At 66.6% G+C, this 22,449-nt stretch carries 18 protein-coding genes; 9 read left to right on the plus strand and 9 right to left on the minus strand.

Features of this window, described 5'->3' with window-relative positions:
- Positions 1-380: 380 nt before the first annotated feature.
- Positions 381-1,310 (minus strand): LysR family transcriptional regulator, encoded by a 930-nt coding sequence (locus ACIQ67_RS13980; RefSeq protein ID WP_397534982.1) that lies wholly within the window; start codon positions 1,308-1,310, stop codon positions 381-383.
- A gap of 105 nt (positions 1,311-1,415) precedes the next feature.
- Here ACIQ67_RS13980 and ACIQ67_RS13985 point away from each other — a divergent pair, with 105 nt between their 5' ends.
- From ACIQ67_RS13985 to ACIQ67_RS14000, 4 genes are all read left to right on the plus strand, one after another.
- Positions 1,416-2,279: a pirin family protein gene (locus tag ACIQ67_RS13985; protein WP_397534983.1), complete on the plus strand. Its 864-nt coding sequence runs from the start codon at positions 1,416-1,418 to the stop codon at positions 2,277-2,279.
- 92 nt (positions 2,280-2,371) lie between these two features.
- Positions 2,372-3,016 carry an NADPH-dependent F420 reductase gene (locus tag ACIQ67_RS13990; RefSeq protein WP_397534984.1) on the plus strand — a complete coding sequence of 215 codons (645 nt, stop codon included), beginning with the start codon at positions 2,372-2,374 and terminating at the stop codon, positions 3,014-3,016.
- Between the two features lie 10 nt (positions 3,017-3,026).
- A complete protein-coding gene (locus ACIQ67_RS13995; protein ID WP_397534985.1) occupies positions 3,027-3,554 on the plus strand; it encodes a nuclear transport factor 2 family protein in 528 nt (175 codons plus the stop codon).
- Between the two features lie 33 nt (positions 3,555-3,587).
- Positions 3,588-4,940: a patatin-like phospholipase family protein gene (locus tag ACIQ67_RS14000; RefSeq protein ID WP_397534986.1), complete on the plus strand. Its 1,353-nt coding sequence runs from the start codon at positions 3,588-3,590 to the stop codon at positions 4,938-4,940.
- Between the two features lie 438 nt (positions 4,941-5,378).
- Here the strand turns inward: ACIQ67_RS14000 and ACIQ67_RS14005 are convergent, their stop codons facing one another.
- From ACIQ67_RS14005 to ACIQ67_RS14035, 7 genes are all read right to left on the minus strand, one after another.
- A complete protein-coding gene (locus ACIQ67_RS14005) occupies positions 5,379-7,220 on the minus strand; it encodes a uracil-xanthine permease family protein (RefSeq protein ID WP_397534987.1) in 1,842 nt (613 codons plus the stop codon).
- Positions 7,221-7,234: 14 nt separating this feature from the next.
- Positions 7,235-8,875, minus strand: coding sequence for a Na/Pi cotransporter family protein (locus ACIQ67_RS14010; protein ID WP_397534988.1), 1,641 nt, complete (start codon positions 8,873-8,875; stop codon positions 7,235-7,237).
- Between the two features lie 20 nt (positions 8,876-8,895).
- Positions 8,896-9,240, minus strand: a complete 345-nt coding sequence (locus ACIQ67_RS14015; protein ID WP_397534989.1) for an STAS domain-containing protein — start codon at positions 9,238-9,240, stop codon at positions 8,896-8,898.
- 61 nt (positions 9,241-9,301) lie between these two features.
- The gene (locus tag ACIQ67_RS14020) at positions 9,302-11,842 is read right to left on the minus strand and encodes a SpoIIE family protein phosphatase (protein WP_397534990.1); all 2,541 of its coding nucleotides are present in this window, start codon (positions 11,840-11,842) and stop codon (positions 9,302-9,304) included.
- A gap of 5 nt (positions 11,843-11,847) precedes the next feature.
- Positions 11,848-12,324, minus strand: a complete 477-nt coding sequence (locus ACIQ67_RS14025) for a hypothetical protein (protein WP_397534991.1) — start codon at positions 12,322-12,324, stop codon at positions 11,848-11,850.
- 13 nt (positions 12,325-12,337) lie between these two features.
- Positions 12,338-13,666 (minus strand): hypothetical protein, encoded by a 1,329-nt coding sequence (locus ACIQ67_RS14030; RefSeq protein WP_397534992.1) that lies wholly within the window; start codon positions 13,664-13,666, stop codon positions 12,338-12,340.
- Positions 13,667-13,776: 110 nt separating this feature from the next.
- Complete coding sequence (locus ACIQ67_RS14035; RefSeq protein WP_397534993.1) at positions 13,777-17,532, minus strand: AAA family ATPase; 3,756 nt, start codon at positions 17,530-17,532, stop codon at positions 13,777-13,779.
- A gap of 495 nt (positions 17,533-18,027) precedes the next feature.
- Between ACIQ67_RS14035 and ACIQ67_RS14040 the strand changes: the two genes are divergently transcribed.
- The 5 genes from ACIQ67_RS14040 to ACIQ67_RS14060 all read left to right on the plus strand — a co-directional run bounded on the left by ACIQ67_RS14040 (position 18,028) and on the right by ACIQ67_RS14060 (position 21,765).
- Complete coding sequence (locus tag ACIQ67_RS14040) at positions 18,028-19,224, plus strand: IS256 family transposase (protein WP_397534994.1); 1,197 nt, start codon at positions 18,028-18,030, stop codon at positions 19,222-19,224.
- A 211-nt stretch (positions 19,225-19,435) separates the two neighbouring features.
- Positions 19,436-19,957: a hypothetical protein gene (locus ACIQ67_RS14045; RefSeq protein ID WP_397534995.1), complete on the plus strand. Its 522-nt coding sequence runs from the start codon at positions 19,436-19,438 to the stop codon at positions 19,955-19,957.
- Positions 19,954-20,808, plus strand: a complete 855-nt coding sequence (gene stbB / locus ACIQ67_RS14050; protein ID WP_397534996.1) for a StbB family protein — start codon at positions 19,954-19,956, stop codon at positions 20,806-20,808. Before ACIQ67_RS14045 ends, stbB begins: the two co-directional genes overlap by 4 nt.
- On the plus strand, positions 20,805-21,284 hold the full coding sequence (locus ACIQ67_RS14055) for a hypothetical protein (protein WP_397534997.1): 480 nt from the start codon (positions 20,805-20,807) through the stop codon (positions 21,282-21,284). The genes stbB and ACIQ67_RS14055 overlap by 4 nt, the downstream gene beginning before the upstream one ends.
- A 259-nt stretch (positions 21,285-21,543) precedes the next feature.
- Positions 21,544-21,765, plus strand: coding sequence for a helix-turn-helix transcriptional regulator (locus ACIQ67_RS14060; RefSeq protein WP_397534998.1), 222 nt, complete (start codon positions 21,544-21,546; stop codon positions 21,763-21,765).
- 91 nt (positions 21,766-21,856) lie between these two features.
- On the opposite strand, the gene ACIQ67_RS14065 is transcribed toward ACIQ67_RS14060, so the two are convergent.
- The coding region (locus ACIQ67_RS14065; RefSeq protein ID WP_397534999.1) for a FecR family protein at positions 21,857-22,449 on the minus strand (593 nt) is incomplete at its 5' end.

A 22,449-nucleotide genomic window follows, 5' to 3' on the forward strand; every position in this document is an offset into this window, starting at 1 on the left:
CGGACTCGCTCATGCGGTTCCTGCAGGACCTGTAGACCAAAAACTATGCGCAGACTTCGACTGCCATGATCCTCGGCCGGTATAGGCGCTGACGCCGATGCCGGCCGACCAGATGAACATAGTTGCGGCCTGCGCATAGGCAGCGGGAGCGGCCGCTCGACATTGGGCAGCCAAGACGGGACCTAGCCGCGAGATGGGATGCCGGTCAGCAGTCATTGGCGGAAGCCGGCGATCGACCCGGAGCAGACTTTCGCGACGCCAATGGGATGCACCGTAAGCGGTCACCGGTGAATGCGTTCAGAACGCAGCAGCTTCAAGGCAAACGTCGCGCGTTGCCTGCTTCAGGACAAAAGTGCCTCCGGAGCGTTGCGCTACCCGCGTCAGGCCAACGTTCCAGGCGGCTTCATCGGCAGGTCCTGGAAGTCGCCGAGCCTAGCAACCACCAGTTCGATAAAGGCAGACACGGCCGGGGGCAGATGCCGGCGGCTGGCGTACACCAGGTGCACGCCATGGCCCTTGCGTTGGAACTGCGGCAGAACCGGCACCAGCAGACCGGCTCGCAGTTCCCGCCGCGTCATCGTCGACGGCAGCAACGCTATGCCCAGCCCCGCCAGCGCGGCCTTGCGCAGCACCTGCACGGTGTTGCCGCTGAGCCGGCCCGCCACCTGCACCTCGACCTCAGTGCCGTCGTGCGTTGACAGCCGCCAGGTCGCACGTCCGCTGGGGTGTGCGAAGACTAGGCAGTCGTGGGTGGCAAGCTCCTCCAGGTTGGACGGCGCGCCATGCGCCGCTATGTAGGCCGGGCTGGCCACCAGACCATCGAGCCCGGCGTCTAGCGCCCGGCGCGCAACGAGGCCTGAATCTTCCAGCACGCCGCCACGGATGGCGACATCAATGCGGTCGGCGATCAGGTCAGCACGCGCATCGCTGAGCACGAGGTCCACGCGAACCTGTGGGTACTCGGTCAGGAAGGCGACGAGCCACTCCATCGGGAAAAAGTCGAAGAAGTCGGCCGGTGCCGCCACTCGCACCAGCCCGCTGGGCTCTTCGTTGCCGGACATCACGGCCTGGCTCGCGTCGACCAAGCCTTCCACCGCGTCGGCGCAGCGGTCATGGAAGTCCTGCCCGGCACTGGTTAGCGACAGCTTGCGCGTGGACCGCTGCATCAACCGAGTGCCCAGCTGCGCTTCGAGTTGCTGCACCCGGCGACTCAAGGTATTGGGCGGGATGCCCAGCCGCCGGGCGGCCTCGGCAAAGCTGCCGTACCGAACCACATGCACGAACACGGCGACATCGTTGAGATCGAGCATGGCGCGATTGATTTCAAAGTTGGACGAGTGCAATCCGATTGTGCCGTCTAGTCACGCAAAGCTGGCGTTCTTAAGCTTCCGCCATCGAATCAACACAGCCAGCAGATGTCCTCCACACCCACCACCGAAGTCCCTGCCGCGCTGGCGAATACCAGCCGCGCGGTGGTGCACCGCACCCGGGGCAGCACGCACGGACCCGTCACCCGACTGATGAGCCCTGGCGACTTGGGCCAGAGCCTCAAGCCCTTCATCTTCCTGGACCTGGTGAACTTCAATGCACAGCATGGCCAGACGCGCTTCGGCATGCACCCGCACTCCGGCATCGCGACGCTGACCTTCATGGCCCAGGGCGATGTGCGCTATGCCGACAGCACCGGCCAAGCCGGTGTGCTGCCCGAAGGTGGCGTGGAATGGATGCAGGCCGGCGGCGGCGTGTGGCACACCGGCGAACCGGTCGGCGACCAGCCTGGCCAGGGCTTCCAGCTGTGGGTGGCGCTGCCCGCCGCACTGGAAAGCGCACCGGCGTTCAGCCGGTATTTGGCGCCGTCCGACGTGCCGCAGGTAGGCCCGGCGCGCGTGCTGCTGGGTCAGTACGGCGCCGCGCACAGCGCTGTCGAGGCACCGTCTGCGATGACCTATCTCGCAGTGACGCTGGCGCAGGGTGAGCGCTGGCGCTACACGCCGCCTGCAGGCCACACCGTGGCCTGGGTGGCGGTGGGCAGCGGGCGCCTGCTGGCCGGCGAATCCATCGCGACCGGCGAGCTCGTCAGCTTCGCCCCGTCAGAAACTGCCATCGACTTCATCGCAGACACCGACACGCGCTTCGTGCTGGGCTCTGCCGTACCGCACCCGCATCCGCTGGTGATGGGCACGTACTCCGTGCACACCAGCGCCGACGCACTAGCCCGTGGCGAAGCCGAGATCCGCCGTATCAGGCAGAGCCTGCCTGCAGCGGGCCAGTTCAGCTGACTGACGAATCGCAGGCGGGCAGCAGGCGCCTGCACAGATCAACCTTTGAACGCTTTCCTCGTCCTCAAACCAACCCAACGAAAGACCACATCATGACCATCGGCATCATCGGTTCCGGCGCACTCGGCAGCAACGTGGCCCGGGCGCTCGCTAACAAGGGCATTGCAGCCACCATTTCCACCCGTCGCGGGCCTGAGTCGCTGGCTCCGCTGGTGGCTGAACTGGGCGGCTCCATCAAGGCAGGCACCGTGACCGAAGCGGCTTCGGCCGATATCGTGCTCATCGCCGTGCGCTGGACCGACCTGGGCACCGCACTGAAGGGCCTGCCGGCCTGGAACAACCGCATCGTCATCGACGGCACCAACCCCGTTGAGTTCCTGGACCCCAACTCTCCCGACGCGAAGGACCCGAGCAACCCGCTGGCCGCATACGGCATCAAGGCCATCGATCTGGGTGGCCGTTCGTCGAGCGAGGTGGTGCGCGAAATGCTGCCCGGCGCCCGCGTCGTCAAGGCGCTCAATCACCTGGATGTGAACGTGCTGGCGCAGCCCGAGGTGTCCGGCGGCCAGCGCGTGCAGTTTTACGCCGGCGACGACGCCGACGCCAAGCAGGCCGTTCGCCAGGTGCTTGAAGCCATCGGCTACTTCCCGGTGGACCTCGGCTCGCTGTCCACGGGCGGCCACCTGTCGCAACTGCCTTTTGGCAGCCTGTCTGCCACCAACTTCATCAAGATCTGAGAACCCGCCCATGAAGATCGATCAGCACACCGCCATCGCGAGCCGTACGGTCCGACGGCGCCTGATGGCCGCAGCATCGCTCGCGGTCGCAGCCTTCGCCGTGCCCGCACAAGCCCAGGACGCGGGCAAAGGCATGACTGCCGTGCAGCTGCTCAAGCGCAGCTTGGACACCTTTCTCGCCAAGGACATGAAGGGCTGGGCCGACCTGTGCGATGAGAACGTCGTCGCCGAGTTCCCGTTCTCTCCGGACCCCGCGACCCGGAAGCTGGTCGGACGGGCGGCCATCTATGCGTACATCAAGGACTATCCGAAGGCCATCGACATCAAGGCCATTCCGACGCTGAAGATCCACGCCACCGACGACCCCAACGTGGCCATCGCCGAATGGAGTGTGTCCGGCCGCGTGATCAGCAACGGCAACCCCTACGAGTTGAGCTACGCGACGGTGGTGACCTTCCGCAACGGCCTGATGGTCAACTATCGCGAGTACTGGAATCCGCAGGCCTTCATGGCGGCCATGGCTGGCGCCAGGTTCTGAGGTCTCCGAACGCCGACCCCGCAGCGTGCACGCATGAACCTGGCCGCCGCCGCCGTCATTGCGTGCACGCTCGCGCTGCTGAGCGCCTGCAGCAGCGTCCGGCCCGACTACAACGCCCCGCTGCAAGCCGCTGCGCCGCGGCCCGGCTACCGCATGCGGGCGCTGCCCGCCACGCCTGAGAACGGCAACGCACTCTTCGTCGCGACCTCGTTCTCGGGCGGCGGTGCGCGAGCCGCAGCGCTGGCCTACGGCGTGTTGCAGGCGATGCGAGAGACCACGGTCGAGCTCGACGGCCGGCGCCGCAGCCTGTTCGATGAGTTGGATATCGTCAGCGCGGTTTCCGGCGGCAGCCTGGCCGCGGGCTACCTCGCGATGAAGGGCGACGCGATGTTCCCGGCGTTCTTCGACCAGGTCCTGATGCGCGACCTCCATTCGGCATTCATCGACGAGTTGCTCGCGCCCCGTCAGTGGGGCTGGATGTTCTCGCCGCGCTTCGGTCGGGGCGACGTACTCGCCGAGTTCCTGGACCGCGAGGTCTTCGAAGGCATGCGCTATGCCGATGTCCTGCGCCGTGGAAGCCGGCCCCTCGTGGTGATCGGCGCTACGGACATGTCACAGGGCTCGCGCTTCGAGTTCCTGCAGGACCCGTTCGACTTGCTGTGTTCCGACCTGGGCAGCCTGAAGCTGGCCACCGCCGTAGCTGCGTCGGCGGCCGTGCCGATCGCGCTGTCGCCGATCACGTTGCGCAACCACGCCGCCCCTTGTCCGCACGCGGGCAACATCGACTTCTACGGCCTGCTCGGCAACCGCCAACGTGCGCAGCTGACGCGCCAGACGATCAGCTACCTGGATAAGCAACAGCGCCCCTACATCCACCTGCTGGATGGCGGCCTGTCCGACAACCTCGCCACGCGCGGTCCGTTGGAATCGGTGGCCCTGCTCGGCAGCCTGCGTGCAGTGGCCGAGAACGGTGGTCTGGAGGGCATGCGGTCGTTCGTGTTCATCGTTGTCAACGCTGAAAGCCAGGCGGGCAACGATGCCGATCTTTCAGAGGACGTGCCCTCGATCTTCCGCGTCGCGCGGGCTGTGGCCGATATCCCGCTGGGCCGCTATTCCAGCGACTCGCAGGAGCAACTGCGCGAGGCACTCGCGCGCTGGTCGCAGGAGCCGCCCGGCGCCGGCGGTAGGCCGCTGCGCACCTACTACATCGAGGTCAGCCTGCAGGACCCGGGCCTCGAGCCCGAACTGCAAGACCTTGGCCGGCTGCCCACGGCGCTCAGCCTGCCGCCAGCCGACGTACGACGCTTGGTCGAGGCCGGTCGCCGCATCTTTCATCGATCACCGGAGCTGGCCGGTTTGCTGGAAGACTTGAAGCTGGTCAAGTGAAGTCGCCGAAACGCCTGCTCATCAGCCATACGTCCGGTGCCAGGCAGCAGCAGCTGCGGCTGAGCTTGCGCAAAACGGTCTTTCGTAAATGACAGGTAGTGGCCGGGTGCGGATGCCCGCACGGCCAACGTCATCGCCCGAGAGCAGTCGCTCAAAGGTTGCGTCCTGATCGGCCGCTTCAGAGCGAGAAATTCCGAAAGCTGCCGGGCTCAACCCGGCCAGTTCCTGACATATGGTCGCGCAGACCCTGCGGCAGCTTCGTGCCCTTAGCGGGCATCCGCAGTGCCGCCCTTTAAGTCGACGATGCAGCTTTACCAGACATCCATGAATGCCGGCTTACGGTAGGTCGCCAGCCATAAGGGGTCCGAGGGTCAAGCTCTAAAACTGAAGTGACAGCGGGCAGTTCGGGCACCTCGCCAACGAGCTGCCCGTCTTCCATCAATGATCAAAATGCAATCTCAACACCGCCTGCCCTGCGCCAAGGCTCGCGCTGCTGAGTTTGTCGGCCAGGTGGCGCATCAGCACACCTGATACCCGGGCCATGGCGGCATCGAGTTGGCCTTCGATGTATACATCGTCATCATCGCTGTTCATCAGCGCATCCAGATCCACCGGCACCGCCGCGGCGCTGCCTGCGTTGGCTGAGGCATCGCCAGCCGCAGCGCTGACCCGCAGCGGCTGGCCCTCGTGCAGCAGCTCTAGGTCGAAGTTGAATTCATCAAAGCTGCCGCGTATCACCAGCAGCCGGCCGCCGCCGGCCGCCTGGATCGCTTCGCTGGCTTCTAGTGCGGCCAGGGCGGCGCGGCGGACGATGTCCATGCGGGCGCCCCAGGCGCCACCTTGGCGCTCAACAAAGGCGGTGAGCTGGTGGCTGATGGGCCCGAGGCGGGGGTCCAGCTCGCAGCTGGCGCGCAAGCGGGTGCCCAGGCGGAACAGCAGGTTCAGGCCCATCACGCACACGCCGGTGACCACAAAGCCGTCGCCGGCCAGCATGGCCACACCTTCGGGCAGGCCTTGGCTCAGGCCCGGCATCAGCATGGTGGCCAGGCCGGCGCAGAGCGACAGGCCCACCATGAAGATGCCGCGGCTGTCCAGCGCGCGGGTGGCGATCATCTCGATGCCGGAGACGATCAAGTACGCGGCGGCGTAGAGCGAGATGGCGCCCAGCACGGCTTGCGGAATGAGTGTGAGCGCCATGGTCAGCAGCGGGCTCAGGGCCACCAGCAACAGCAGGGCGGCACAGGCCAGGCCGATATAGCGGCTGCTGGAGCCGGTGGCATGCACCAGGGCGATATTAGCCGAGCTGGGCGCGGTGGGGAAGCTGCCGAACAGGCCGCTCAAAAAGTCACTCGCCCCGTTGGCGCGGATGCCGCGGCCCACCATTTGCATGTCGGCGCGGCGCCAGTCGGCGTTGTCGGTCTTGTCCATCACGATCAGGCAGCCGATGTTGTCCAGCTGGTTGAGCGTGGCGATCAGCACGATGGCAAAAATGATTTCGGGGCCGAGGTTGAAGCTGGGCGCAATCGGCTGCGGCAGGGCCAGCCAGGGCGCGCTGTGCAGCCACTCCAGGCCCAGCAGCCGGTCGCTGAGTGCGGCGATCAGCAGGCCCATCAACAAGCCGGCCAGCACGCCCAGCAGCTTGAAGCGCCGCCCGCCCCAGACCGAGAGCACGACGATGCTGGCCAGGGTGGCGCCCGAGATGAGGGCGCTGATGCCGTCGATCTGCAGGGTTTGCAGGCCGGTGGCTGCGCCCGCTGATGCTTCATGGATGCCCAAGGCATTGCGCATGGCTGGCTCCACCAGCCCTAAGCCACCCATGCACACCACCGTGCCCACCACGGTGGGCGGGAACAGGGCGCGCAGATGGCGCATCAGCGGGCCCACGCAGAGCGTGACGCCGGCGGCGATCAAACTCACGTGCACCAGCGAGCCCAGGCCGTAGCTGGCGATGGCAGCAGCAGCCACGGTGATCATCATCGGGTCGGGCTGGAAGACCAGCAGCGTGCCGCTGCCCCAGCGCCCGCCCCAGGCCTGCAAGGCCGTGCCCATGGCCATGCCCAGCAAGGTCATGGCGACGATGGAGTGGGTTTGCGGCAGGCTCAGGCCCGCAATCTTGGCGGCGGCCAGCACATGGGCGATCAGGGCCAGCACCGTGGCCGCATGCTGCAGGGCCAGCAGGCCGAGCGCGCCACGGGGCGGGCATTCATCGGCCGCGTAGATCAGCTCGAAGGGCCGGCGCACCGGCTTGGATGGGGGCAGCCAGCGGCTTAGAGCTTGCATCACAGTGGGGGGCCTCAAGTCTTGGTCGAGGGAGAAAAGGATGGCGAGGCCGCGTGCGAAGAGGTGGGGCTGTCCAGCAGCAACACATAGCGCCGAGCCAGCCAGACACAGCGTTCAAACACGGTGGTGGCGCTGAACACGGCCTGGCGCAGGCCGGCTTCCAGCTCGCTGCCCTGCAGGCGGCGGCGGATGCCGTCCATCAGTTCCGAGCGATCGTGGGTGAGGCTGCGCAGTAGTTCCAGATCCTCGGCGTCGGGCTGGGCGAGTGCGGCGGTTTCAGCCAGGGTCTCCAGCATCATGTGCAGGCTTTGCACCAGTTGGTCCAGCAGCTGGGCGACGGTGGGGTCGCCCATCGCGGCCTGGGTGCTTTCGTGCAGCTCGGCCAGCGACTCTTGCAGCGAGCCGATCAGGCGGTTGCGGTCGCGCAGCACCATGCTTCGCTCCAGCACATCGCGGCTGCGCTGGCGGTCGACCAGCTCCACCAAGAACTGCTCGCAGAGCTGCAGCACCTGGCTTTCGGCCGCCTGGCGTTTGTCGGCGGATGCAAGGGCGGCAGGCGCGTCCTGCCGCAGTGCGTCGAGATAAGCGGGTAGGCAGGCGAGCAGGCGTTGCTGCTCTTTGTCGGCCAGCAGCAGGGCGGTTTCGGCTTCGTCCAGGGCCTCGTCGTGCACAAAGTGCGGCTTGCTCAGGCTCTCTTGCACCGAGGGCGCGGCCCAGGCTTCCAGCCAGCGCAGGCTGGGCTTTTCCAGCGCGCGGCTGGCTAGATCGCTTAGCAGTTGCACCACCATATAGAAGGCCGCCAAACGGGCCGGCAAACCCATCTGGAACTGGTCCAGCAGGCGGCCAAAGGGGTCATCCAATAGCCAGCGGTTGCAGGCGTAAAACGCCAGCGTCAGCACCAGGCCCTGCAGGCGCAGCAGCACCTGGAACAGCACCAGCTGACGGGCGCTGCCCTGCAGGCGGCCGGCCAAGCTCCAGGCCGAGGCGGCGGAACCCAGGCCGGCGCCCATCACCAGCATGGCGCCGCCGTTCCAGCCGATCAGGCCGCCGGCCGCCAGGCTCATGGTGATGACGACCACGGTGGTGGACGATTGCGCGGCCCAGGCCACCAGGGCGCCGATGGCGAAGCTGGGCAGCAGCCAGACGCCCAGCTCGCTGATGTGCAGGCGCAGCCAGGGTTCGGTGCGCAGCAGGGCCGCGCCGCTCTTGATGAAATCGGTCCCCAGGAAGAGCAGGCCCAGGCCCAGCAGGGCGCCCACGGCATGGCGCCAGCGGGTGGACTGGTCGATCTGCTGGTAGTAGGCAATGCCGGTCAAGCCGACCAGGCACAGTGCCAGGGCATGCAGATCAATGGCGGCCACCAAGGCCAGCAGCGAGGTGCCGAGATTGGCCCAGCGGATGATGGGGAAGGCGCGCTTGCGATCCATGGCCCCGGCGGTGACCAGGGCCACCAGCACATGGATGACGGCGTTGACGCTTTGCATCACCGCGCCGGCCAGCAGACCGAACAAGGCCAGCGAGCCCGCGCCTGTAACGGCGCGCGCAATCAGCTGGCGCAGGCGCCGGCCGATCACCTGGCGCAAGTTGTTGCTGATCAGGCGAACGCCGATGAAGAACAGGCCCAGCCCGGCGAACAGACTGATGAAGATGCTCATGAAACCGTGTGAATCCGCAGTCAGGCGTTCAGTTTTCGGAGACCCTCAGCGCGGTCAGTGACGCTATCGATGATCTTCAGAAAACCGCTGATCTCGAAGACTTCGCGCACATGCTGGGGCAGGCCGCAGAGCAGCAGCCGGCCTTGCGCCTGCTTGGCCCGCTTGGCGGCCATCAGGACCACGCGCAGTCCAGCGCTGGAGATGTAGTCCACGGCGGCAAAGTCCAGCAAGGCGCGGGCACCGGGCGCGGCAAACAGGTCCTGCACGGCCTGCTCAAAGGCGCTGGCGGTGGCGCTGTCGATACGGCCTTTGAGGCTGACCAGGCGGGCGCCTTGTTCATCGTTGATGTAGTGTTCGAAGCTCATGGCGGGGGCTCTTTCTTTGACTGAGGGCTTTTGTGGTCTTGGGGCGCAGGCCTTCCGGCCTTTAGCGCTTGAGGGTCTTGAGCAGCACGATCAGGTTGCCGCTGCCGTCGTAGAAGGCGCGCACCTCGTCCATCATGGTTTTGACCATGTGCACGCCCAGGCCGCCCACGGCGCGTTCTTCGACGCCGGCATCGAGGCAAGGGGCGGGCGCTTCAACAAAGGGGTCGAAGGGCGGCGCGTCGTCTTTGAGGATGATTTCCAGCCACTCGTCCGAGCGTGATAGCCGTACATGGATGCTGCGGTCCGGCACGCCGTGCAGGCCATGCTGGATGGTGTTAGTGATCAGCTCTTCCAGACAGAGGTTGACGGCAAAGGCCACGTCCGGCCGCTCGGCGAGGGCCTCGTCCACGGCCTCGGCCAGCGGGGCGATTTCCTCGACACGGCTGAGCAGCCGGTACTCCAGCAGCAAGGTTTTGTTCTTCAGTTCCAGGGGGGCGTGGCTCACGGTCATAGCTCCTCGGGCTTGTGGGTAGGCGGACGGGGCGGTGGAATCGGGGTGGACATCGCTGAGCTCAACGCCGCCTCCACGCGGCTTGCGGCACAGCAGCAGGGCGGTCAGGTCGTCGCTGGGTTCGGCGCCGCCGACGAAGTCGTCCACATCGCGCACCAGGCTGGCCAGCTTGGCGGCGGCTTGCGGCTCCTGGCTTCGCTGTAGCCAGGCGATCAGGCGCTCTTCGCCATAGGCGTTTTCGGCGGCGTCAAAGGCTTCGGTGATGCCGTCGGTGTAGAGCAAGAGCGTGTCGCCGTAGGCCAGGTGGGCATGCCGGCGGCTGTAGCTCATGCCGGGCATCACGCCCAGGGCGATGTCGCGTGCGCAGTCCAGAGCCCGCACTTCGCCTTGGGCTTTGCGCTGCAGCGGCGGGGGGTGGCCGGCGCTGGCATAGGCCAGGCTGCCGTCACGCGGGTCGTAGATGCAGTAGCAAGCGGTGACGAACAGCTCCATCGGGTTGCGTCCGCTGAGCACATCGTTCGCGCGAGCCAGCACCTCTTCGGGGCCTAGCTCGTCTTGCGCCAGGTCTTGCAGCACGGTGCGCGAGACGGCCATGAAGAAGGCCGCACCCACACCCTTGCCCGCGACATCGGCGACCAGAAAGCCCCAGCGGCCCTCCGACAGCGCGAAGCAGTCATAAAAGTCACCACCCAGCTCGCGCGCCGGGTGCATGCAGGCCTGCATGGACAAATCCGCCGTGTCGGGGAAGTGCTGGGGCAGGATGGCCTGCTGCATATCGCGGGCCGATTCCAGCTCTTCTTGCACTCGCAGGGCGGCCAGGTGCAGTTGGTCGTTCTTGTCGGCCAGCTCCAAAGTGCGCAGCTGCACCAGGCGCTCCAGCTCGCGCTGGCGAGATTCGTTTTGCTCGCGGATCACATCGAGCAAGCGTCCGACCTCGGCGGCCACGGTGTTGAAGTTGCCCGCCACCAGAACCAGTTCGTCCTGCGTGTCGATGCGGATGCGAGTGTCTAGCCGGCCGGCGCAGAAGTCTTGCGTGCCTTGCGATAGCCGGCGCAGCGAGCGCAGGGTGGAGACGTAAATGCCGGCAAACAGGTAAGCAATCGCAGCCATCGCGCCCACCAGCAGGGCGCCCACCTGCCACTGGCTGCGGCGGAGCTGGGTCAGGCGTTCCTGCAGCAAGGCATCTGCCTGAGCAGTGCTGGCCACCAGCAGGGCTTGCGCCTGGGCCAGATTGGCACCGGCGATGGGGCGCAGTTCGGAGAGGGCCTGGGGCGAATCAAGCACCTTGTCGACCGCGTCTTGCTGGCGCTCGATGCGGGCAAGCAGTTCGTCCAGCTGGGCTTGTAGGCCGGCGCGGTCGCCCTGGGCAAGCAACTGCTGCATGCCGGCGCGCAGAGCCTGTGTTGCTTCGCTCAGCACCACCTGGGCGGTCACGGCGTAGCTGGCCATGCTGTCGCTGGACATGGCCAGCGCATCTTGCTGTTTGGCCAGGGTCTCCATCAACAACGGCAGGCGGTGGCTGAGCATCTCGAAGGCCGCGTCCAGCTTTGGGTCCACATTGAGGCGGTGGGCACGGGCGCTTTCGCGCATCAACGCCAGCAAAGCGTTGATGGTGCCGGTGTGGGCGGCGAAGCGGCGCTGGGCATCGTCGTCTTGCGCCCCCAGGTCTTGCAATTGCTGCCACTGCTGCTGCAGGCGCTGGCCCAGGACGGGCAAGGTGTTGGGCGGGGCGCTGGGGGGTAGCTGCGGGCTTTTGGCCCAGGCCAGCAGGGCTTGCAGTTCGACTTGGGCCGCCGGGCGGTCACTGCGCTCGCCTTTGAGTTCACCGCGCTGCCGCACCAAGGTTTCGAGTACGGCGGCCTGCTGCGCCAGCGCTGTCAGGCCGCGGCGTTCCAGCTCAGCGCTTTGCGCGTCTTGCCCGGCTTTGCGCAGCAGCGGCCAGCTCAGCAAGGCCAGGGTCACCAGCATGACTGATCCGACCAGCAAAAACTTGCGCGAAAAGCTCAGTCGCCCCGACAACCAGCTCGCAGGCGCCAGCAGGCGGACCCAGCGGGATGGCACGCGGCCGGTGGCGGTGGTAGCAGCCCTCATGTGACTCAATCTAGATTGGCGGTTAAGAGCACCTTGACGGCGGCACCGCTGGGCTTGCGAGACACATAGCCAATCGCGCCCGGCGTGCTCTGCACCAGGCGGGTCACTTCTTCATCACTGTCCACCTGACGTGGCGGCAAGCCCATGCCGGTGAAGCTCTGGCGAGCCCAGAAGGCGCGCAGTTGGCCGGGGCTGCGGCCAGTGACTTGATCATAAAAAGCGCGGCGCAGGCCGCTGCCTTCGCGCAGGTCGATGGGCTGGATGGCTTGGCCGTCGGGCCAGCTCTGTTGCTGGCGCAGATAGATCTGCGTCATGCGCTCGGGGCTGATCTTGTCCAGGGCCACATCTTTGTGGGCAATGACGATCAGCTCATTGCCGGCCAGGGCGGGTTGCAGCGCGGTGAAGCACAGCAAGGCCAGCAGAGTGGGCAGGGAGAACAGGACCAAGCGAGCGCGATGAAAGTGTTGATGATTGAGTTTCATGACCGGACCCTCCTCAGAACACCAGGTCCAGCGTGACGCTGAACAGCCGGAGCTTGTTGTCGAAGGGCAGCGCGGGCACGGCCAGCGGGCCGGGCGTGTTGACGTTGGGCGTTCGCACCAAATCGAGCTGGGTCTTGATCGCCATGTTCTCGCGCCAGTCCCAGCGCAGGCCTACGCTGACCGAGCGGCTGCTGATGTCGGCAAACTGCTGGGCGCGCTCAAAGCCTTGCTGGAGTTGGCTCAGCGCGCCGTCGAGTTGAGCGCCCAGGCCGGTGGGGGCCAGGGCGCTGGTGTTGAGCTTGGCGCTGGATCGCTTGAGCTGTGCCAGGCTCAGATAGGGCGTGAAGTCCCCAAAGCTCCGTGCCACCGTGAGGCTGTAGCCTGTGCCGCGGCCGACCAGATCGTTGCGCGGGTCCATCCAGGTCAGCTCGGCCAACAAGCGCCATGGCTGCCAGTTGCCGTCCAGGCCCACGCTGGTGTAGACGGGACGGTTGTCGAAGGGGTTGCGCAGCGCCTCCAGGCCTTGTGCCTTGGCTTGCAAGCCGGTCAGCATTGTGGGCGGCAGCTGGGGGTTGAGCGCCATTTGCTGCAGGGCACCGCTGAGCTGGTTTAGGCCGCTGTTGATCTGGCTGACCTGCTCGGAGCGCAGCACATAACGGTCAATTTCGGTGCGCGAGACGCGCAGAGTCAGGTCTTGCAGATTGGCGCTGAGGCTGAAGCCAAGCAGGCCGCGCAAGCTGGCGTCGGCCGACAGGGCGGGCGAGAAATTGTTGAAACGGTGGGTGTAGTCGTAACGGCCGCCAAAAACTTGCGCCAGTAGGCTGGCATCGCCGAGGTTGAGGCGCCACTGCAGATCGGCACCATCCAGACTGGCCACGCTGTTGACCATGGCGTAGATGGTCGGTGCCGGGCGCACCGTCAGATTGGCATAGCCGATCTCGGCAATGCTCGAGTCGAAGAACAGCGGGCTGCGCATGCGGCCCAGATTCAGGCTCAGGCCATGGCCCAGTTGCTGGCGCAAGGCGGCGATGCGCAGGCGCGGCTGCATGTCCTCACCGGCCCGGGTCACGCCTTGCACTTGAAAGGTGGTGCCGCTCAGCGGCTGCCATTCCAACTGCAGGCCCAGCACTGTGTCCATATTGGCCGACCATCCTTGCTGCACCGGCTTGAGCTGAGAAAAGGAGGTGATGGCGCCAGCGGTAGCGTTGTTGTTGTGGGCCAGGCCCAAGGTGGCAAAGCCAGAAAAGCGCAGCGGCTTAGCTAGGCCTTCGCTGCCCTCACTGGCATCCTCGGCCGCCTGCGTGCTGGCACCGGCCAGCAGGGCCAGGCCCGCCAGCGCCAAGGCGGCTGCTCGCCTCCTGTGTTGTCTTGGTCTTGTCAGCATCAAAGCATCCCCTCGCTATGGCCCGCGTCTTGGTAGGCGGGCCTGAAATTGAGCGAGAGCTTGCCGGCCTAGCGTTGAATTTGCGTTGAATTGCCCTTGATGAGTGCCAGCGCTTGGGCGGCACTGCGTTGCAAGAGCAGTTCGGCACCCATGTCACGGCCGGCCTGCACGGCCTTGTCCAGTGCCTGTTCAATCTCGCTGCGCGGCGCGCCTTGGGCCGCCAAGGCCTGGGCGCGCATGCGCCAGAGTTCGGGCAGCAGGTAGAGCTCCTGGCGCTCACGTGCCTTGGGCAGGCAGGCGTCGATCTGTGCCAGGGCTTCCTCGGCTAGGCCGAGGTTCAGCAGCGCTTCGATCAGGAAGGAAAGAAAGGTTGCTTCGGTGCTTGGCATGGCCACGGCTGAGGCGCTGGCGGCTTGCCGGATGGGCAGCAGGCCGGCCGAGTCGCCACCTGCTGCCTGGCTCCAGCCCAGCACCAGGGCGCCAACCGCCTGCCACAGGGCCAGGCCATGGCGCTGGGCCAGAGCCAGCAGCTCCATGCTGAGGGGCAGGGCGGCTTCGGGCCGGCGCAGATGGCGTTGCAGTACCCCCGCCATGGTCAAAGCAAAGCCCAGGGTCTGGGCGTGGCCGAGCTCGCGCGCCTGCAGTAGGCCCAGGTTTGTTTGTTCCAAGGCTTCCTCGATGCGGCCCTGCAAAGCCAGCGGCCAGCCCAGCATGGCGCGGGCGGCAATGCCGCCGTGCTCGCCAAAGCGCTGGGTCAGTTGGGCGCGCTGGCGCGGCGGCAGGCGGTCCCCGGCGGCCGCCGCTTCGGCCAGGGCCTCGCAGGAGGCTTGCAACTGACCCAGGAAGAACAGGTTGTTGCCCTGGGCATAACGCGCTTGCACAGCGGCTGCGGCGTCACTTGTGTCAGCAGCCACGGCCAACAGTTCTTGCGCCAGGGTCAGCACCGGGCTTTCGTCCGGGCCGCTGCGGCTGCCCAGCCACAGGCCCCAGAGCGCCTGGAAACGTTGGCCCGGGCCGCTGGCGGCGCCCGGCTCATCGCAGGCCTGCAGCGCTTCGCGGTAGCACTGGCGCGCGGCCGGAGAGCCGTAGCCCTCAAGGGCCAGCAGGCCGTGCCCCAGGCCCAGCAGCAAGGGCAGGCGCAGGCGTTGAATCAGGGCTGGTGCGGCCTCTGGCAACTGCAGGGCGGCCAGGCCTTGCTCGAAGCCGTGGCGGGCTTCTTGGTGGGCCGATTGAGCGGCGGCGCGCTCAGCTGCCTGCAGCCAGTAATGCGCGGCCACCGGGTCGCCGGCGGCGTGCAGATGCTGGGCCAGGGCCTCGGGCGCATCAGCGGCCTGGGCGGCGAAAGGGCCCATCAAGGACTGGGCGGCGCGCCGGTGCAAGGCCCTGCGCTTGCTGGTGCTGAGGGTTTCCAGCGCGGCGTCGCGGATCAATGCATGGCGGAACTGCCAGTGCTGTGGGTCAATGGTCTGCAGCAGGTCGAGCCGCTCCAACTGGGCCAGCTGCTGCGCCAGCGGCCCGGCCGGCATCTGCAGCAGCTCTTGAAGCAGAGCGGGCGAGCAGGTGCTGCCCAGCAGGGCCGCGCCCTGAGCCACGTGCTTGGCCTCGGGCGGCAGGCGGTCCAAGCTCGCGGCCAGCAAGTCCCAGAGCGTGGCCGGCACTTTGTCGGTCGGGCGCAGGCGCAGCGAGCGCGCCAGTTCTTCGGCAAAGAGTGGCACGCCGCCGGCGCGCTGCAGCACTTGCAGGCGCTGCGCGGCCGAAGCCGGGGCGGTGTCGAGTTGCTCAATCAGGCGGGCCATGTCTTCGGGCGGCAGGGGCTGCAAATTCAGGCACAGGTTCAGGCTGGCGCGCACGTCGTCGGGCGGCGCCTCGCGCGAGCTCAGCAACAGCAGGCCCGGGGCGCGCTGCGCGGCGGGATGCTGAAGTTGCCGTTGGAGATGCAACTGCTGCAGCTCCAGCGTGGACGGGTCAGCCCAGTGCAGATCTTCCAACAGCATGAGTTGCGGCCGGCCCTGAGCCATGCCTTCGAAGAGTTCGCACAGCAGGGTGTGCAGCTCACGCTTGAGCAAGGGCTCCGCCGGGGCGGGCTTGTTCTGGTGTTGCAGCAACAAAGGGCGCAGCAGCGCGCGCGCGGCCTCATGGCCAGCGGGCGGCAGGCCGGCTTGCTGCAGCAGGGCGACTAGGGCGGCCTCTGCCTGCCCTACATCGCCTTTCAGTGCGGCACCCATGCGCCGGCGCAGCGTGGCCCGCACCGGCTCCAATGGCGTGTGGCGATACTCGGGGCGGCACTGCAGCTGGGAGATCGGCGTTGGCGCGCCATCTGTAGCGGCCGCCACGTGCTGGCGCAAGGCCTGCAGCAGCCGGGTCTTGCCCAGGCCAGGCTCGCCTTGCACCCAGACCGTGCGCGCGCTGCCTTGAGCGAGGTGCCATTCTTGCCGAAGCAGCGCCAGTTCGGTGCTGCGGCCGACCATGGGCTTGAGCGCTTCAATCCGGCTGTCGGTTTGGGCTGCGCGGGCGCCCAACAGGCTGGCGCCGCGGCAGGCTTCTGCCGTGGCTGCAAAGCGGTGGTGGCGTTCGCTTTGCAGCTGAAGCTCGGCGCTGACATGGATGCTGCCGGCTTCGGCCTGCAGGGCCAGCTTGCGCGCCTGGCGCGAGAGCGCGCCCACGCTGTCTGGAGAGGCCAGATCCGGGTCGGCATGCACCCAGCCCACATGCAGGCCCTGACGAAGGGTGCAGGGCTCAAGGCTGTTTTTCTCGTGTGCGGCGGCCAATTCCAACGCAGCGTCGAGGGCCAAGCGCGGCGCCTGCTCCTGCGCGCGCGGGTGGCCAAAAAAGGCCAGCAGCTCTCCACCCTCTGCGCGCTGCACATGGGCACCGCGCGCCTGAAGGAGCAGGCGGGCCTGCTGCAGCCGGGCTTGCAAGGCGATGGCCAGAGCCTCGGCCTCGCGGGCGGCCTCGTCGGACGCAACCTCCCATTCACAAGCCAGGGCGACGACGCGGCGGCGCTCGGCGTGCGCGGCCGGTGCTTGGGGCGCCTGGGCGGCGGTAAGGCGCAGACGCTCGGCCAAGGCCTGGGTGGCGGCTTGCGGTTGCAGCTGTAGCTCGCTCTGCAGTTGCAGGCGCAACTGTTCGAACAAGGCCAGGGCTTCGCCTGCGGCCGTGGGCGCCAGCATGCGCATGCAGCGTCGCAGGGCGGGTTCACACCAGGGGTCTTCGGCCAGGGCGCGCCGGGCGCAGGCCAGAGCGGCCTCGGCTTCGCCGGCGTCCTCAAAAAGCTGGCCCAGCGCCTCCAGCAACTGCTGGGCCTGGCGCAGAAGAGCCTCGCGGCGCGGGTGCAGCCAGGCTTCGAAGCCGGGCGCTTCGGGCAGTTGCAAACCGTCAAGCAAAGGGCCGCGGTAAAGGTTCAGGGCCTGCTGCAGGGCTTGGCGGCGAGCCTCCGGTTGGGGCGTGGCGGCATCCAGCTGGGCCAGGGCGAAGTCCCGGCAGTCCAATTGCCAGGCCAGATCCTCGCGCAGCTGCAGCTGTTTTTTGTCGGACTGCAGCGGCTCCAGCTCGGGCTGATCGGGCCAGAGCTGGGCCAGCACTTTGCGCAAGTCAAACAGAGCCCGGCGCAAATTAGCTCGCGCCTGCTCCAGCGTGGAGTCTGGCCACAGGGTTTCGGCCAGAGCTTCGCGCGCCAGCGGCCCAGTCTGCAACACCAGCATGGCCAGCAGGGCACGCACCTTGTCGTAAGGCAGGGGCAAGACCTGACCCTGGGAACCCCGTAACTCGAAGCCGCCCAGCAGCCGCAATTGGGGGCGGGTGGCGGGGTACGTCTGCTTGCTCACAATGGGCGCGGGGGATTCAGGGAAATCGAGGATCTGGGGTGGCATGTCGGTCAAGAATCAATCGGGAGTATGCCCGTCTGATGTGACCCATCGGCTTGCAAACGCCGACAGAGGCGCAGTTCAACACCGTCATGCAGACCACTGTATTCGGGCGGATGCGGGTCTTGCCTCAGTTGCAGGATGCCGGCTTTGGGATGTGCCGCTGACATTCATCCGGCGAAGTGTTCGATGGCAGTTGTCGGCAGCAGCGGTCATTGGTGCGCTGAAATCGAACGTCAGCAGCTTGCTTTCCAGCGACCGTCGAACTCGCCCGCTGGGCGACAGCAATGGGCAGAGACTGTGTGAGAACGCGCGAGCAATGGTGCCAACAGGGCCGGGTGATGCCCCAAGAGGTGGTGTAAGTCTTTGAGGTCGGCGGCCCGTAGAGGGTGGCCATCGTGAGTCCGGATAAGGTTGAGGTGCGACCCAACAACCCGAATCCACAAGGAATACACGATGACCGCCTCAACTATCGCATTGGCCGAGCTCGCCGAGAAGGGAGCCGACATTGATGTGCTGCGCCAGATGGTGCAGTTCATGGCCCAGCGCCTCATGGAGATCGACGTCGAGGGGCGCTGCGGCGCCGGCTACGACGAGAAGAGCACCGAGCGCGTCAACAGCCGCAACGGCTTCCGTGAGCGCACCTGGGAGACGCGCGCCGGCAGTGTCGAGCTGAAGATCCCGAAGCTGCGCCAAGGCAGTTACTTCCCCGAGTTCCTGGAGCCCCGACGCACGGCCGAGAAGGCGCTGACCGCCGTGATTCAGGAGGCCTACATCAAGGGCATCTCCACCCGCTCCGTGGACGACCTGGTCAAGGCCATGGGCATGAGCGGCGTCTCCAAGAGCCAGGTCTCGCGGCTGTGCGCCGAACTCGACGAGCGAGTCGGTGCGTTCCTAGGCCGCCAGATCGAAGGCGACTGGCCGTATCTCTGGATCGACGCCACCTACGTCAAGACGCGTGAGTCTGGGCGCATCGTGAGCGTGGCCGTCATAGTGGCGGTGGGCGTGAACACCGAAGGCCAGCGCGAGGTGCTGGGGATCAAGGTCGGCGCCAGCGAGGCGGAGCCGTTCTGGACCGAGTTCCTGCGCAGCCTGAACCGGCGCGGCCTGCGCGGGTTGAAGCTCGCCATCAGCGACAGCCACGAAGGCATCAAGGCGGCTGCCGCCAAGACGCTCAAGGCCACCTGGCAGCGCTGCCGGGTGCACTTCATGCGTAACGCCCTGGCCTACGCCAACAAGACGCAGCGGCGCATGGTCAGTGCGGCCATCGGCACGGTGTTCGTGCAGGAGAGCGCCGACGCAGCCAGGACGCAGTGGCGCAGCGTGGCGGACCAGTTCCGCGAGAAGCTGCCCAAGCTCAGCGCCATGATGGACGATGCCGAGCACGACGTGCTGGCCTTCATGGGCTTCCCTCGGGCGCACTGGCCGCAGATCTACAGCACCAACCCGCTGGAGCGGCTGAACGCGGAGATCAAGCGCCGAACCAATGTCGTGGGCATCTTCCCCAACGACGCCTCAATCACGCGGCTGGTCGGCGCCATGATGCTGGAGCAGAACGACGAATGGAGTCTGAACCGGCGCTACATGCAGCTTGAGGGGCTTCAGGCTCTCAGTGATACTGTCCCGACTCGGCTGTCCGCAGTGGCACGCTGAGTAACCCCGCGCATCTCAGCCTCTCCGGGCTGCAGACTTACACCACGCGCCGGGACATCACCCCCGCGGTGAGGCATCCAATTGCTGGCAGCCAGCCTATCCTGCACTCAAGCCGCTACATTTTTTTGATCGACCTAATGCCCTCATTTCGCTGAAATCCAGCCAAAAATTAACCCGCGTTCTTCGTCCATCTCACGCTAAAGATTGGTTCATGCCAATCGACATCATCAGCGCAACAGTGGACGGCGACTCCAGAGCGAACGGGGACCGCTTCGACAGCGCACCGGGAGTGAACCGGAACCGCACGCGCAGCGGCGCGGGACCGAACACGGCGCCCCACACGACGCTCACGCCCACCGAGGCGCCAGGCCGCATCACCCGCAAAGCGCGCGAGTACGAAGCCGCGATCCTCGAGCTTCGTGCCCAAGGCTACACCTTGGCAGCAATCTGCCGCACCCTGGCCGCTGCCGGCATCCACGTCAGTCCCAGCACCGTCCGTCGCGAAGCCAATCGGCAGCCCTCGCCTGCCCAGAACACATCGCTGCGACTCCACGGCGCGGCTCACACAAGCTCACCAAACGAATCCCCAGTGCCGTTACTCGCAACACCGAAAGCGTCGGCACCCAGGCCCCTTGCAGCCCTCCCCTCGTCGCGCAGCGCCAAAGACGAGGCCGAGGCCTTTGTGGGCACGCTGATCACCAACCCGCTCGTCCGCGCAAAGGAGCAGCCATGAAGATCGCCGTCATCAATTTCTCCGGCAACGTGGGAAAAACCACCGTCGCCCGACACCTGCTGCTGCCCCGCATTCCCGGCGCAGAACTGATCGCCGTGGAAAGCGTGAATGCAGATGGCGGCCCCAGTGCCGGCCAAAACGGTAGTGCGGCTCACGCCCTGCGTGGCCGCCAGTTCGCGGCACTCCAGGAGTACCTGCAGACCATCGACAGCGCCGTCGTCGACATCGGCGCCAGCAACGTCGAGGAGTTGCTGAGCCTGATGCAGATCTACCAGGGCAGCCACGAGGACTTCGACTGCTTCATCGTCCCGACCGTGCCGGTGCCCAAGCAGCAGCAAGACACGATCGCCACCTTGATCGAGCTGTCCCGCCTGGGCGTGCCTCCAAAGCGGGTGAAGCTCTTGTTCAACATGGTGGAGGCCACGGTCTCCGTCGAAGATGCCTTCTACCTGCTGTTGGCCTTCCTGGCCGAACGGCCGCTCGCAGCAGTGAACACGGCCTGCCGTATCCGGGCGAATGAGATCTACGCACGCATCCGGGGCCTTAGCGGTGATCAAGCCGACCTGGCCAGGCTGGCCAGCGACGATACGGACTACAAGGGCCTCATCCGCAAATCGAGCGACATTGCCCAAAAGCTCTCCCTGGCCGAGAAACTCGCCACCCACCGGCTGGCATCGTGGGTGGTCCCAGAACACGACGCCTGCTTCGAGGCGCTCGGGCTGGTCGAGGCGCAAGCACCACCGTACGCATCCAGCGATGAGCGATCGTCCGACACAGCACGGGTGTCCACCCTTGCCGACTTCGTCAGAGCCGAGCCCGCGTCGGAGCAGGCACCGAGGGCTGCGCCATGACCGCCCAACTGAGTGCCCGCGAAGCGCTGTTCGTCGAGTCGCTCGGCGAGATGGCAGATTTGGTGAATCGGGTCGAGGCCCTGATACCTCTGCTGCAAGACACCCGGCAATCGCTGATCGAGGCAAACACGCAACTGTCCCACCAGCTCTGCGCATTCGAAGATCGCACGACTGCCCTCGCCGAGCACACAAAGGTCGTGGCGGTGAAGCACATCGCGCAGCGCACTGATGAGATGACGCGCAGGTCCGTACAGATCCACGTTCAAGAGATCCAAGACGCAGCGCGCACGGCTCTGGGTGCCGAGATCCAACCGACTCTGCGAGAACTGATCGCGCCCCTGCAACGGCTGGCACACCTGGCCACTCAACGCGAACGCCCCTGGGAGCGCTGGCAACGCTGGGCGGAGCATGTCGCGACGGCAGCCATCGCATCCGTCGTCACTCTAGGGCTGGCGGCCTGGCTATGGCCCCAATGACAGTCAAGACGGGTCCTGGGGCCGGGCGGCCCGGCATCGGGCGTGGCGGGTGTCAGCGGTGCCGATCTGGCCGCAGGCCTGGTCGGCAAGGGGGCGCGTTCCTGCGCAGCAGGAAGGCAATGAGCCCCCATCCGCTGGCACGGGAACGGGCCGCCCCATGTTTGGCGGCGCCAGCCGCGACGACGGTTACGGATCAGATCGTCACCACAGACACCGCCTTGCGCGGCAACCGAGCAAGGCATCCGCAGGAGAGCATCCCATGCGTGCACACCAAAACACCGACCTCCCACCTGAGGTATCGCCTGCGCGGCTGCTTCGCCTGCCGGCGATCATGCGCCTGACCGGGCTGGGTCGATCAACCATCTACCGCATGATCGCCAACAAGCAGTTCCCGAGCCCCTGCAAGATCGGCGACCGGGCGGTGGCCTGGCGCCTGATCGAGATCGAGGCGTGGATCGACCATCGGCCCTCGACACATTGACTCTGATGGACGCCGTGCACCGACGGCCGGCGCGATGCGGCATGCCCCGGCAGACGTACTTGTACCCGACCGGCGCAGCCGTGCCGTCTGGCTACTTGACCGTCAGCTCCCAAGCCTGGGAGCGCTTGTGCACGGCCAATCCGTGCAGCGCGGCCACGGCCTGAACAAAACCTACGCTATCCCCCGTCTTGAACACCCCACTCACTCGCAGATCTCCCACGCGAGGATCCACCGTGATTGGCGTCGAGCTGTAGCGGCTCATCTCCGCCAGCGCCTCCCAAAGCGACACGTTGTCGAAGATCACCTCCCCACGCTGCCAGGCCAGCACCTGGTCCAGGCGAGGCCGATCACGCTCGGGTGCGACAGCGGAGGTACCCGAGGCAGGTCTGCCATCCTGGCCGCGGCCGACGCGCACTCTGTCTCCGGCGGCCATCACGATCGGCGGGTTGGAGGCCTTGCTGCCGCTGCCCTGCACGACCACCTGCCCTTCGACCAGAGTCACGTCGAGGGATTCGCGCCCACCAGCATGTGACGGCATCAGCCGCACGAGGAAAGCGGTCCCCGTGGCGGTCACCTCCGTCCCGGCGGCACTGACGACAAAGGGCCGGCTTGCGTCCTTGGCGACCTCGAAGAAGGCTTCCCCACCCTCCACGCTCACGCGACGCTGCGCCGGGCTGAGCTCCA

Origin of the sequence: Roseateles sp. (assembly GCF_044373315.1) — a bacterium.
Lineage (GTDB): Bacteria > Pseudomonadota > Gammaproteobacteria > Burkholderiales > Burkholderiaceae_C > JACDQM01.